Consider the following 13488-nt stretch of genomic DNA (forward strand, 5'->3'; position numbering starts at 1 on the left):
AGGATAGTTGGAGAAAGATCATGGCAAGATACTTGGGTCCCAAGCTCAAGCTCAGCCGCCGAGAAGGTACTGACCTTTTCTTAAAAAGCGGTGTGAGAGCAATCGATTCTAAGTGTAAACTGGAATCTGCACCAGGACAGCATGGCGCTCGTAAGCCACGTCTGTCAGAGTACGGTTTACAGTTACGCGAAAAACAAAAAGTTCGTCGTATTTACGGTGTGTTAGAAAAACAATTCCGTAACTACTATAAAGAAGCTGCACGTCTGAAAGGCAACACCGGTGAGAACCTGTTGCAACTTTTAGAAACTCGTTTAGATAACGTTGTTTATCGTATGGGTTTCGGTGCGACTCGTGCAGAATCACGTCAGCTAGTAAGCCATAAATCAATTATGGTTAACGGTCGTGTTGTTAACATTCCGTCATTCAAAGTGTCTGCGAATGATGTTGTAAGCATCCGTGAAAAGTCACGCACTCAAGCTCGTATCAAAGCAGCTTTAGAAGTGGCAGCTCAACGCGAGAAGCCTACATGGGTTGAAGTCGACAGCGCGAAAATGGAAGGTGCTTTCAAGCGCATTCCAGAACGTAGCGATTTGTCTGCGGAAATTAACGAACAGCTGATCGTCGAGCTTTACTCTAAGTAAGGCTAACAAACAAGAGAGGACACAATGCAGGGTTCTGTTACAGAATTTCTTAAACCGCGTCTCGTTGATATCGAGCAGGTTAACTCAACACGTGCCAAGGTTACTTTGGAACCGCTTGAGCGTGGTTTCGGCCACACTTTAGGTAACGCGTTGCGTCGCATCCTATTGTCGTCTATGCCTGGCTGCGCAGTTACAGAAGTCGAGATCGACGGTGTACTGCACGAATACAGCAGTAAGGAAGGCGTGCAAGAGGATATCCTTGAAATCTTGCTTAACCTGAAAGGGTTAGCAGTGACTATCGAGGGTAAAGACGAGGCTATGCTTACTCTAAGCAAGTCCGGCGCAGGCCCTGTCATCGCAGCAGATATCACGCATGATGGTGATGTCACTATCGTGAATCCTGATCATGTTATCTGTAACTTAACAGGTAACAATGATATCAGCATGCGTATTCGCGTTGAGCGTGGTCGTGGTTATGTGCCAGCATCTGCTCGTGCACAGACTGAAGACGATGATCGCCCAATCGGCCGTTTGCTGGTTGATGCTTCTTTCTCGCCAGTTGCACGTATTGCCTACAATGTAGAAGCAGCTCGTGTTGAACAGCGTACTGACTTGGATAAACTCGTTATCGATATGACCACAAACGGCACTATCGATCCTGAGGAAGCTATCCGTCGTTCTGCAACCATTTTAGCTGAACAGCTGGATGCGTTTGTTGAGCTGCGCGATGTGACTGAGCCAGAAATGAAAGAAGAGAAACCGGAGTTCGATCCGATTCTGTTGCGTCCTGTCGACGATTTAGAGCTAACTGTACGTTCGGCTAACTGTTTGAAAGCCGAAGCGATTCATTACATCGGAGATCTGGTACAACGCACTGAAGTTGAGCTGCTTAAGACCCCGAACTTAGGTAAGAAATCTCTTACTGAAATTAAGGACGTTTTAGCTTCTCGCGGACTGTCGTTAGGTATGCGTTTGGAAAACTGGCCTCCAGCTAGTTTAGCAGACGACCTATAAGTCTCAGGTTTGTACAGATTTAGGTTATAAGGATTAGGTCATGCGCCATCGTAAGAGTGGTCGTCAACTTAACCGCAACAGCAGCCACCGCCAAGCTATGTTCCGTAACATGGCAAGCTCACTGGTTCGTCATGAAATTATCAAGACGACTGTAGCTAAAGCGAAAGAACTGCGTCGCGTAGTTGAGCCTCTGATAACACTTGCTAAGAGTGACAGCGTTGCAAACCGTCGTTTAGCGTTTGCACGTACTCGCGACGCTGAAGTCGTAGGTAAGTTATTCACTGAATTGGGTCCACGTTACCAGGAACGTCCTGGTGGCTATACCCGTATCCTTAAGTGCGGTTTACGTGCTGGTGATAAAGCCCCAATGGCTTACATCGAGCTAGTAGGTCGTCCAGAAGCTGCTCAAGCTGTAGAAGTTGAAGCTGCTGAATAATTAAGGTTACAAATTAAAAAGCCGGGCTATATGCCCGGTTTTTTTATGTCATTAGTTTTGTTTGATCTTCGACAGTTTAATCTCTGTATTCGTTGCGAGCTTTAATCTACCACTTCCCCATTTTAGGGTCTTTGTTAGTTACTACTTTTGAAAGATGCCATTTATTCCGAGATACGCTCAATTAACTTGATTACGTCAACATTTGAATTAACAGAATTTGATTCGTGATTCGTTTGTTTAATCTGATACTAAGTATCTTCATGCCGCTAATTTTGATTCTCCAGTGCTTCATTCTGTCTTCTTAATAACATATCAGGCTAAATGCCTATTTTTGAATCGCTCAGGTTTGCCCTTTGGTCCTCGCAGAGATTGTTCGTCATGTTTGCCTTACTAATTTCAATCGTATTGGTTTTGATCACTTGCCCTTTAAGAGTCTGTAAAAATTAGATTTGTGATTAATTTATCGAGCATTTCTTCAGCATGTTGAACCTGTGTATGAGCTATTAACGCGATTAATAGGTAATAAAAAAGCCTCCGAAGAGGCTTTCAAGCTAGTGCTTTTTTAATGTAATCCAATTACTGGACAGTTGCAGTTTTCTGCTGACTATAATCCAGTTTTTCGTGTTTTTGACCCATGGCTTCGGCGACTTCAGGCGGCATGTAATTCTCATCATGTTTTGCTAAGACTTCGGTCGCTGCAAGTTTGCCATCCGCGCCTAAGACACCTTGAGCGACAATCCCTTGGCCTTCACGGAAAAGATCTGGTAGCAGATCGTCATAGGTAACTAGGATCTCTCCGCCTAATGAATCGTGAACGGCAAACTCCACGTGTAAGCTGTTTGGATCGCGTACCATAGAGCCTTCGGTCACCATGCCTCCGACGCGTATACGTTGGCCAACCTCAGGCTTAACTCCCGTATCGGCTTTACCTTTGACTATCTCTGTTGGGGTATAAAACAGATTTAAGTTTGAATTGAGTGCATACAGTAAGAGCGATGCGATTGCAGCAACACCGCCAATCAAAGCCACTGCTAAGGTCAGTCTTTTTTTGCGTCTAGTATTCACGATTTGCTACTCCTCGTCTCTTTAAGGCGCTCTTCACGGTCCATTTTTTTCGCGATTTCAATGAGCACTTTTCGCTTTTGACGTGCACTACTGATGATCAGCGTTGTTAAACAAAAAAAAGTAACACCGTAGGCTAGCCATACATAAAAGGCATAACCACCCATATTAAAAAAATCACTGATAGAATCGAATTGCATTATTTGACCTCCTCAGCTTTAGCAAGTTCACGAACCCATGGACGCATGCCATTCCTTGCAAGAATTTCGGCTTTAAATCTCACGATAGTGATAGCACCAATCATAAGGCCGAAACCTAAAATATTTATTAAAAGTGGATATAACATTGAGCTCGACATGGTCGACTCTGAGGTGATTTTGATTGTTGATGGCTGATGTAGTGAGCTCCACCATTCTACAGAGTATTTGATGATTGGAATGTTGATCACACCCACTATCGCCAGAATACCAGCCGCGCGAGCTGCGAGAACTTTGTCTTCAAATGAGGCATAGAGAGAAATTACACCTAAATAGAGGAACAGTAATACTAGTTCTGAAGTTAAGCGTGCATCCCACACCCACCAAGTCCCCCACATTGGTTTCCCCCAAGTGGCGCCAGTAAAGAGTGCAATAAAGGTGATAACGGCACCTATTGGTGCAATTGAGGCCGCAGCCCAGTCGGCTAACTTAATTTGCCATACAAGGCCAATAAAGGCTGCTGTTGCCATGCCCATATAGGCTGCCATTGACATAGATGCCGCTGGAACGTGGATAAAGATGATTCGATAGCTATCGCCCTGCTGATAATCCGTTGGTGCGAAAGCTAGTCCCCACACTGTACCAACGGTAATAAATAGGCAGGCTAATGTTGCGAACCAAGGGAATAACGTACCTGATAACTTGTAAGCGCGTTCAGGATCCGCATATGGGTGTAACCATTTCCACATATTAGTTAGTACTCACTCGTAGAGATGCACCAATTGCAAAGGGTGCCAAGGTTAACGAACCGATCAACATTGCGCCAATTATAGCGAGTTGACCATCATAGGGTAAATTCATACCCGCAGCATCTATGGCACTGGTCGCAAAAATCAGTACCGGTATATAAAGTGGCAAGATTAGCAAACTGAGTAAAACGCCTCCCTTACGTAATCCAACGGTAAGCGCTACACCAATAGCCCCGAGTAAAGATAACACGGGGGTCCCTAATGCGAGTGTAGCAATGAGAGCACCATAACTGTTGCTATCTAAATTAAGTAATACAGCAAGTAATGGAGCAATGAGAATTAAGGGTACACCCGTTAGTAGCCAATGGGCTAATACCTTTGCCAGAACTAATATTGATAACGGCTGTGGACTTAATAGCATTTGCTCCAAGCTACCATCACTAAAATCCGCTTTAAATAATCTTTCAAGGGATAACATTGACGCAAGTAAAGCTGCTACCCAGATAATCCCTGGTGCAATGCGGGCAAGCATTTGTGGTTCTGGTCCAATACCTAATGGGAATAAGGTCACAACCATGATGAAAAACAATAATGGATTAAAAATATCACCACGATGACGAATGGCAATTTTCAAATCTCGCTTTAATAAAGTAAAAAATGCTTGAGTAAAGCTGATACCTCTTTTCATTATGCAACACCTTATACAAAGCGATAATCTAGACGAATTTTACGAAGCCTATCATCTTTGATGATGCCCATATCTTGGTGTGTTGTTAGTATCACGCAACCACCATTATCCGCATGTCGAATAAATAATTGTTCTAGCTCTTCTACGCCTTTTTTATCAATTGCGGTAAAAGGCTCATCTAAAATCCAGATTTTACAATCGTTGTGCCAAAGTCTTGCTAGGGCGGTACGACGATGTTGCCCTGCTGATAAATGGCCTGCTAGGGCCTCTTCGAATCCCGCTAAGTTGACTTTAGCTAAAATTGCTGGTGTATCAAAATCATCATAACCGCTGATTTTTAAGTTAAACTTAAGATTTTCTTCGGCAGTTAATTCGGACTTAACCCCAGCAAGGTGACCAAGGTAAAGCAAGTCGTGATTGTATTCATCACGGCAACGGTTGATATCCTCACTCTGATAAAAGGTTTGCCCTGCGTAAGGACGAGATAAGCCTGCTAAAATGCGTAATAAACTGGTTTTACCGGCGCCATTAGGGCCTTCAATTTGGACAATATCACCCGCGTTAATTTGAAAACTTAATTCATCAAATAGAATGCGTTCTTCGCGGATACAAGTCAGCTTGTTTGCTGATAACAGTGTGTTTACTGGAGTTATATTTGTCACTGAACCCTCTATCTCAAGCCGGAAGGAAACACAAGTGAGTCTAACACAGTCGTTAATGCGGGGTTTACACTTGCTTTAAACTAGTTATCAGCAATTTGAAGTGGTTCCAATTACCGCAATTTTTATTGAGTTAGTCGAACTTTTTTAATACTTGCTAATATATTAACGAATTTGTCACGCTTGTCGCCTTATATAAGTAGTGCTGAGAATCTAATCACAAAATAGTGAGTTTTATTGAAGTTTGTAGTACTCTTAGACCGCTATAATGAGTCTGCCTATTAGGGCAGCGTCGAGCTTTGTAAGTATTTGCATTAGGAACATTGAACATGAAAAAATTGTTAGCAATGACAGCAGTCGCTGCTTTGACTATGTCAGTCAACGTTTCAGCTCAAGAAGCTGAGGCTATTTATAACAAGGCGTGTACTGTATGTCACAGCATGGGTGTTGCTGGCGCGCCAAAAGCACACAATGCTGCTGAGTGGGAACCTCGTTTAGCCAAAGGTATGGACGCGCTAGTAAGCAGCGTTAAAACCGGTTTAAACGCAATGCCACCAGGCGGTATGTGTACAGATTGTACTGACGAAGATTACAAAGCAGCTATTGAGTTCATGTCTAAAGCTCAGTAATTTTTTGGCAGTAAAAAAAACCGGCACTAGCCGGTTTTTTTTATGTATTCACACAACAATTGCTGAGTGAAAAGATAGAAACATTATTGAACCTGAGTATCTAATACTAAGTTTGCTGTTTCACCAAGATTCATTTTGCTGATCTTGCCTTGTAGATCGCCTGTTTGAGGCTTGATACTGCCATGTTTAGACAGTACCGCAATCACTTCAACGCTTGCTGTTTGGCTCAGTTTCATATCACCACCCATGCCAGTACTATCATCTAATGTGACAGTTACGGGTAGAGATTTGGCGCTTACTTTGGTTGCAGCCAAAGGTGTTTTTGGCCCTTCACTCGCACGTGCAAAAACAAAGATAGTATCATCAGGGCTAGCATTTGCCGCAAGTTCAGGCGCAATAGAGATGGCCACGCTTACAGTTTTCACTGCTACCTTCGCCTTTTTATGTACATCATCATCGGGCATACCATTACCTTCAGATTGCATGCGTAACTTAGCGGTTTCGATAGCATTGATTAGCGCAGTGCGGTCAACATCAGTACGGTCACTGCTTAGGATCAATTGCCATGAATCAATCGCCTTTTGATAACTTGCTGTAAAGAATGCGTCCATACCTACTAATAATAGCGTTGATGGATCCTGTGGATCGAGTGCTAAAGATTGATCGATTAATGCTTGAATTTGCGGGGTCATCTGTTGATTAGCCTTGTAGTACAGGGCCGTTGCTTTTGGACCGAGCAACTCTGCATGAGTCCCCACTAATTCCATCACTTTATCGAAAGCCGCAACCGCTTTATCGAAATGGTTAGCGGATATATAAGCATGGCCTAAGCTAAACCAAGCTTGGCTGTTTTCAGGTTCTGCTTGCACTTGGGCTTCCATGGCTTGAACACGTTGCGCCATGATTTGAGCCATATCCATTCCAGCATGTGGATTTGCTGGCTGGTTTTGGGCGGTGTTACCGATATTTTCGAAAGCACCTAAGTGGTTATAGAGATAACCTGAGATGGCGATTAAGCCAACGGACATAATCGAAGGCCACAGGACACTCTTGGGTTTAATTTGATTAACAAGTGAATCATCGCCAGCTTGTTTGATATCTTGAAGTAAGCTAATTTCCAGCTCTTTTTTCAATGCATCAAATTCAGCTTGATCGAGTAACTCATCGCTAAGTTCTTTCTCTAGAGTGGCAAGACGTTCATTAAATAATTCAAGGTTCGTTTGTCGACGAACACCAGCTTCTTCAGTGCGTAACAATTTCTGCTGTCTGAAATGCGGAATCCAAATCAGCGTTAAGCTGACCAATACTACAAGCGCAATAAAAATCCAAAATGTCGTCATTGTTTCTATATTCACTTTAGTTTGAATAAAAGCGGTGTTACCGCCACCTTGGTAGCCAGATTATACGTAAAGATTAATCATTGAACAGTAATATAAGGGATTAACAAGGGGGAAAGCCGATAGTTGGGGACTGGTTCACAAATTGATTCTTTTGGTAAATTTTTGTTGAAACTTAAGGCTCAATTATCTGTCACATGCGAAACTGGCATCCAAATGTGATTGTCATTTAAGCAAAAATTGAGAATGCGACAAGTCACCCAGTTTTGTACTAAAGTGGCAGACAGGAACAATAGCAAATACTAAAATGAACAAAATTTCGTGCATTTTTTGTGAACAGCATGTTGTGCGTTGGCTTAGTTTCTTGCTAAATCAACATATTATTTGAGACTGAGGAAAACCCATGATCCCAGAACTTGGACACTTTTCACTGATTATAGGAGTCGCCTTTGCATTCCTATTAGTTAGTGTTCCCCTGATCGGTGTGGCCCGTAAAGACCAATATTTAGTGAGGTATGCTTGGCCGTTAGCCTATGGAATGTTTTTCTTTATTACTTTGTCAGTGGTTTCCCTCGGTTATAGTTTTGCCGTTGATGATTTCTCTGTCGCCTATGTTGCCCATCACTCCAATTCTCAATTACCTATCTTCTTCAAGATTGCTGCCGTATGGGGTGGTCATGAGGGATCATTGTTATTCTGGGTATTCGCATTATCAACTTGGGCGGCATCAGTGGCGCTCTTTAGTAAGGGGCTCGAAGAGGTCTTTACTGCCCGCGTGTTAGCGGTTCTCGGTTTGATTGTGATTGGCTTCAGCCTATTTATGTTGCTGACCTCTAGTCCGTTTGAACGGTTGTTCCCGATGCCTGCAGAAGGCCGTGACCTGAACCCAATGCTGCAGGATGTGGGTTTAATCTTCCATCCGCCAATGCTGTATTTAGGTTATGTAGGCTTTTCTGTGAGCTTTGCTTTCGCAATTGCGGCATTAATGAGTGGCCATTTAGATTCGGCTTGGGCTCGTTGGTCACGTCCTTGGACTTTAGCTGCATGGGTATTCTTAACCGGTGGTATTGCGCTAGGTTCTTGGTGGGCTTACTACGAATTAGGTTGGGGTGGCTGGTGGTTCTGGGATCCAGTTGAAAATGCTTCTTTCATGCCTTGGTTAGTGGGTACGGCCTTAGTGCATTCTCTTATCGTAACAGAGAAGCGAGGTGCTTTCCGTAACTGGACTGTTCTGCTGTCAATCTTCGCCTTCTCGTTAAGTTTATTAGGTACCTTTATTGTACGTTCTGGCGTATTGACCTCAGTGCATTCATTCGCGGCGGATCCAAGTCGCGGTATGTTCATTTTGTTATTGCTCGGCCTTGCGATTGGCGGATCACTCACGCTATTTGCTTTCCGCGCTAGTGAGATGAGTAGCCCTGCACGTTTCGAGCTTAAATCAAAAGAAACGATGCTGTTAGTCTGTAACGTATTGCTGACTGTAGCAGCGGGCACTGTGCTCTTAGGTACACTCTATCCTTTACTCATCGATGCTTTAGGTATGGGTAAGATCTCTGTTGGACCTCCATACTTCAACGCGGTATTCGTACCTATCGTATTAGTGCTGTTTGGCTTTATGGGGATTGGCCCAATCATCCGCTGGAAAAAATCTAAGGCGGGTGAGTTAAAACGTCAGTTGATGATTCCTGCGATTGCGTCATTGGCTATTGGTATTGTTACACCGTTCTTAGTCGATGGTGTATTCAATGCTTGGGTTGCCTTTGGTATCGCAGCTGCAGCTTGGATTGTGCTAGCAACAGCGCGTGCAGCTTACAATATTGTTAAGCCTAAGGATGGCGAGCTCAGTATTGCCCGTATGGGACGCAGTCAGTTAGGTATGATTATCGCTCACTTAGGTATCGCCGTGTCTGTTGTTGGTGCGACTATGGTGTCAAATTATTCTGTCGAGAAAAGTGTGCGTATGGGTCCTGGCATTAGCCAAGAGTTAGCTGGTTACACCTTCAAGTATCTCGAGACTAAAAACGTAGTAGGTCCTAACTACACTGCGCAGCAAGGTCAAATTGAAATATACAAAGGTGAGGAGTTCTTAACTTTACTGAAGCCCGATCGTCGTCAATACAACGTGCGTACCATGGATATGACTGAAGCGGGTATCGACTGGGGGCTGTTCCGCGATCTGTATGTCACTATGGGCGACCCAATCAGTAACACCGAGTTTGCAGTTCGTTTGAACTATAAACCTTTCGTGCGTTGGTTATGGTTTGGTGCGATTTTCATGATGATCGGTGGTTTCTTTGCGGCATCAGACAAGCGCTACCGCGCCAAAGCCGCGGTAACGGTTACACCGCAGGCTGAAAAAGCAAAATTAGCAACTGCATAAAAGTTGGGGAATGTATGAAGAAGTTGGTTCTGTTTATCCCATTGGTGATTTTTCTTGTCATGGGGGTATTTTTATACAAAGGACTGTTTTTAAATCCACAGAAACTGGATTCAGCTCTTGAAGGAAAGCCGATTCCGGCTTTCCAACTCGAACGTCTCGAATCAGCTAACGAGATGATCACCAATGAGCAGCTGAAAGGTAAGGTGTCGTTACTTAATGTTTGGGCAACATGGTGCCCATCGTGTAAGTACGAACATCCTTTTCTTGTGATGCTTAAGCGTCAAAACATTTTGCCTATCTACGGAATCAACTACCGTGATGAGCGTGTCCCTGCTTTAGAGGAGCTTAAACGTCAGGGCGATCCATACCACATCAATATCTTCGATAAAGATGGCCGTTTAGGGTTAGACCTCGGTGTATACGGTGCACCTGAAAGCTTTATTGTGGATCACAAAGGTATTATTCGTTATCGCTATGCTGGACCTATCGATCAACGTATATGGTCTGAAACCCTCTATCCAATGATTAAGCAACTACAAGACGAAGCGGCGAAGGACGGAGCAGCATGAGTAAGTTAGTAAAAATAATTGCAGGGTTAGTGTTGTTATGCAGCATGGTTACTGCTGCTATGGCCACACCAGTTGATACCTATGAGTTTAAGTCAGTGGAGAATCAAAAGCGTGGTTTAGCGCTGGCAAACGAACTGCGTTGTCCTCAGTGTCAAAACCAAAACCTTATTGATTCTAATTCTCCCGTAGCCCGAGATTTGCGTCTTGAAGTGTTCAAGATGGTAGATGAAGGTAAGAATGATGATGAGATCATCGAGTTTATGACCAGTCGCTATGGAGAGTTCGTTCTTTATAAGCCAAAAATGGAGAGCAAGACTTATATCCTATGGTTAGGTCCAGTTGCATTATTACTCTTTGGTTTGCTGATTGGTTTTGTCTTTGTTCGCAAGCAACGTATTAATGGCAATTCAGCGGCTGAATTGAGTGCTGAAGATCAGCAAGCGCTAGATGCACTATTAAAGCGTGACACTAAATGAAGCATTCTATCTTCGGCGCACTCCTATTAAGTAGTATGTCAGTATTATTAGCTGGTGGCGCTCAGGCTTATCCGGGGATGCAACAGGCTAATAAGCAGATCGCGTCGACAGCGGATTTGATCAATGTCTTGCCGCACACTTTTCCTATCAAACCTGTGGCCTTTAATGATGTCGATGGTAAAACCATCGACTTCAGTCACTATAAAGGCAAGGTGGTGATGGTAAATATGTGGGCGACTTGGTGTCCGCCCTGTGTGAGGGAGCTACCAGCCATCGAAAGATTGGCTACAAAGTTTAAAGCGGATGATTTTGTGTTACTGCCAATCTCAATCGATGTAGATGGTAAGGAACAAGTTAAACCCTTTTTAACCTCATTAGGTATGCCGAACTTTAATTCCTATTACGATCCAGAGCAGAATCTCGGCCAAGTATTCCCATTAGATACGATCCCCGCGACTTTTATTCTCGATCAGAACGGCCAATTGATCGCATTTGTGCGTTCATTTGTCGACTGGGATGACGCTAAAGCACAAAAAATTATCCAAGGTTTTATCGATAAAGCTGCTAAAGCGCCCAATTAATACCCAGATTGAGCATGAATACAGCGCCACTGTAGAAAAGATCGCCAAGCGATCTTTTTTCTTTTAAAAAGCCCTTGCGCAAAAATTCAAGCTCCCTATAATGCGCATCCACTGACACGGCAAAGCGCGAAAGCGAATGCTGATTCAGCTTGAATCGAACAGCTTTTAATCAAACGATTCAAGTGCGAAAAGAAGTTGAAAAAACTCCTTGACGCGAAATGGGAAATGCGTAGAATACGCAGCCCTGACCCGCTGAGCGGTAACGCGAAAGCTTGAGGTCAAATGCTCTTTAACAATCTAAACAAGAAATCTGTGTGGACACTCACAGGTGTTGAGTTAATCGAAATTACTCTGCCGTTTGGCGAGTAATCAAAGAATTAAATCAATGAATGAGTGTTCATAGCAATATGTACAGTTTGTTTTGACTTTCGAGTTGAAACGACAAATCAGAATTCATTGAGTCGAACCTTCGGGTTCAAAAAACTTTTAATTGAAGAGTTTGATCATGGCTCAGATTGAACGCTGGCGGCAGGCCTAACACATGCAAGTCGAGCGGCAGCACAAGGGAACTTGTTCCTGAGGTGGCGAGCGGCGGACGGGTGAGTAATGCCTAGGGATCTGCCCAGTCGTGGGGGATAACAGTTGGAAACGACTGCTAATACCGCATACGCCCTACGGGGGAAAGGAGGGGACCTTCGGGCCTTCCGCGATTGGATGAACCTAGGTGGGATTAGCTAGTTGGTGAGGTAATGGCTCACCAAGGCGACGATCCCTAGCTGTTCTGAGAGGATGATCAGCCACACTGGGACTGAGACACGGCCCAGACTCCTACGGGAGGCAGCAGTGGGGAATATTGCACAATGGGGGAAACCCTGATGCAGCCATGCCGCGTGTGTGAAGAAGGCCTTCGGGTTGTAAAGCACTTTCAGTAGGGAGGAAAGGTTGTAAGTTAATACCTTGCAGCTGTGACGTTACCTACAGAAGAAGGACCGGCTAACTCCGTGCCAGCAGCCGCGGTAATACGGAGGGTCCAAGCGTTAATCGGAATTACTGGGCGTAAAGCGTGCGCAGGCGGTTGATTAAGCGAGATGTGAAAGCCCCGGGCTCAACCTGGGAATTGCATTTCGAACTGGTCGACTAGAGTCTTGTAGAGGGGGGTAGAATTCCAGGTGTAGCGGTGAAATGCGTAGAGATCTGGAGGAATACCGGTGGCGAAGGCGGCCCCCTGGACAAAGACTGACGCTCAGGCACGAAAGCGTGGGGAGCAAACAGGATTAGATACCCTGGTAGTCCACGCCGTAAACGATGTCTACTCGGAGTTTGGTGTCTTGAACACTGGGCTCTCAAGCTAACGCATTAAGTAGACCGCCTGGGGAGTACGGCCGCAAGGTTAAAACTCAAATGAATTGACGGGGGCCCGCACAAGCGGTGGAGCATGTGGTTTAATTCGATGCAACGCGAAGAACCTTACCTACTCTTGACATCCAGAGAATTCGCTAGAGATAGCTTAGTGCCTTCGGGAACTCTGAGACAGGTGCTGCATGGCTGTCGTCAGCTCGTGTTGTGAAATGTTGGGTTAAGTCCCGCAACGAGCGCAACCCCTATCCTTATTTGCCAGCGCGTAATGGCGGGAACTCTAGGGAGACTGCCGGTGATAAACCGGAGGAAGGTGGGGACGACGTCAAGTCATCATGGCCCTTACGAGTAGGGCTACACACGTGCTACAATGGCGAGTACAGAGGGTTGCAAAGCCGCGAGGTGGAGCTAATCTCACAAAGCTCGTCGTAGTCCGGATTGGAGTCTGCAACTCGACTCCATGAAGTCGGAATCGCTAGTAATCGTGAATCAGAATGTCACGGTGAATACGTTCCCGGGCCTTGTACACACCGCCCGTCACACCATGGGAGTGGGCTGCAAAAGAAGTGGGTAGCTTAACCTTCGGGAGGGCGCTCACCACTTTGTGGTTCATGACTGGGGTGAAGTCGTAACAAGGTAGCCCTAGGGGAACCTGGGGCTGGATCACCTCCTTACCTATACGACTAACTCGATGTTTGTTGAGTGTTCACACAG

14 protein-coding genes and 1 rRNA gene are annotated in these 13488 nt (G+C 44.8%); 9 read left to right on the plus strand and 6 right to left on the minus strand.

The genetic code is table 11. The features are described 5' to 3' along the window. Positions 1-20: 20 nt before the first annotated feature. Genes rpsD through rplQ form a run of 3 tightly spaced genes read left to right on the plus strand, consistent with a single transcriptional unit; the run spans position 21 to position 2091 of the window. Positions 21-641: a 30S ribosomal protein S4 gene (gene rpsD / locus K0H61_RS00885; protein WP_011715468.1), complete on the plus strand. Its 621-nt coding sequence runs from the start codon at positions 21-23 to the stop codon at positions 639-641. Between the two features lie 24 nt (positions 642-665). Beyond that, on the plus strand, positions 666-1655 hold the full coding sequence (locus K0H61_RS00890; protein ID WP_220050909.1) for a DNA-directed RNA polymerase subunit alpha: 990 nt from the start codon (positions 666-668) through the stop codon (positions 1653-1655). A gap of 40 nt (positions 1656-1695) precedes the next feature. After that, on the plus strand, positions 1696-2091 hold the full coding sequence (rplQ, locus tag K0H61_RS00895; protein ID WP_011621033.1) for a 50S ribosomal protein L17: 396 nt from the start codon (positions 1696-1698) through the stop codon (positions 2089-2091). Positions 2092-2667: 576 nt separating this feature from the next. On the opposite strand, the gene ccmE is transcribed toward rplQ, so the two are convergent. The 5 genes from ccmE to ccmA are packed head-to-tail and all read right to left on the minus strand — an operon-like array spanning position 2668 to position 5449. Beyond that, on the minus strand, positions 2668-3156 hold the full coding sequence (gene ccmE, locus K0H61_RS00900; protein ID WP_220050910.1) for a cytochrome c maturation protein CcmE: 489 nt from the start codon (positions 3154-3156) through the stop codon (positions 2668-2670). After that, entirely contained in the window at positions 3153-3353 is a 201-nt protein-coding gene (gene ccmD, locus K0H61_RS00905; RefSeq protein WP_220050911.1) for a heme exporter protein CcmD, read from the minus strand. Before ccmD ends, ccmE begins: the two co-directional genes overlap by 4 nt. Then, positions 3353-4099 carry a heme ABC transporter permease gene (locus tag K0H61_RS00910; RefSeq protein ID WP_220050912.1) on the minus strand — a complete coding sequence of 249 codons (747 nt, stop codon included), beginning with the start codon at positions 4097-4099 and terminating at the stop codon, positions 3353-3355. Before K0H61_RS00910 ends, ccmD begins: the two co-directional genes overlap by 1 nt. Position 4100: 1 nt before the next feature. After that, positions 4101-4787 carry a heme exporter protein CcmB gene (gene ccmB / locus K0H61_RS00915; RefSeq protein ID WP_220050913.1) on the minus strand — a complete coding sequence of 229 codons (687 nt, stop codon included), beginning with the start codon at positions 4785-4787 and terminating at the stop codon, positions 4101-4103. A gap of 11 nt (positions 4788-4798) precedes the next feature. Further along, complete coding sequence (ccmA, locus tag K0H61_RS00920) at positions 4799-5449, minus strand: cytochrome c biogenesis heme-transporting ATPase CcmA (protein WP_220050914.1); 651 nt, start codon at positions 5447-5449, stop codon at positions 4799-4801. Positions 5450-5775: 326 nt separating this feature from the next. Between ccmA and K0H61_RS00925 the strand changes: the two genes are divergently transcribed. Continuing rightward, positions 5776-6075 carry a c-type cytochrome gene (locus K0H61_RS00925; RefSeq protein ID WP_220050915.1) on the plus strand — a complete coding sequence of 100 codons (300 nt, stop codon included), beginning with the start codon at positions 5776-5778 and terminating at the stop codon, positions 6073-6075. Positions 6076-6158: 83 nt separating this feature from the next. Here K0H61_RS00925 and ccmI read toward each other — a convergent pair whose 3' ends face one another. Then, positions 6159-7415, minus strand: a complete 1257-nt coding sequence (gene ccmI, locus K0H61_RS00930; RefSeq protein WP_220050916.1) for a c-type cytochrome biogenesis protein CcmI — start codon at positions 7413-7415, stop codon at positions 6159-6161. Positions 7416-7815: 400 nt separating this feature from the next. On the opposite strand from ccmI, the gene K0H61_RS00935 reads away from it, so the two are divergent. The 5 genes from K0H61_RS00935 (at position 7816) to K0H61_RS00955 (ending at position 13448) form a co-directional block, all read left to right on the plus strand. Next, a complete protein-coding gene (locus tag K0H61_RS00935) occupies positions 7816-9792 on the plus strand; it encodes a heme lyase CcmF/NrfE family subunit (protein WP_220050917.1) in 1977 nt (658 codons plus the stop codon). A gap of 14 nt (positions 9793-9806) precedes the next feature. Then, a complete protein-coding gene (locus K0H61_RS00940) occupies positions 9807-10361 on the plus strand; it encodes a DsbE family thiol:disulfide interchange protein (protein WP_220050918.1) in 555 nt (184 codons plus the stop codon). Further along, the gene (gene nrfF / locus K0H61_RS00945; protein WP_220050919.1) at positions 10358-10837 is read left to right on the plus strand and encodes a heme lyase NrfEFG subunit NrfF; all 480 of its coding nucleotides are present in this window, start codon (positions 10358-10360) and stop codon (positions 10835-10837) included. Before K0H61_RS00940 ends, nrfF begins: the two co-directional genes overlap by 4 nt. Continuing rightward, positions 10834-11418 carry a TlpA disulfide reductase family protein gene (locus K0H61_RS00950; protein ID WP_220050920.1) on the plus strand — a complete coding sequence of 195 codons (585 nt, stop codon included), beginning with the start codon at positions 10834-10836 and terminating at the stop codon, positions 11416-11418. The genes nrfF and K0H61_RS00950 overlap by 4 nt, the downstream gene beginning before the upstream one ends. Positions 11419-11905: 487 nt before the next feature. Continuing rightward, positions 11906-13448, plus strand: a 16S ribosomal RNA gene (locus K0H61_RS00955). Positions 13449-13488: the final 40 nt, after the last annotated feature.

The sequence above is a fragment of the Shewanella acanthi genome, from assembly GCF_019457475.1.
GTDB classification, from domain to species: domain Bacteria; phylum Pseudomonadota; class Gammaproteobacteria; order Enterobacterales; family Shewanellaceae; genus Shewanella; species Shewanella acanthi.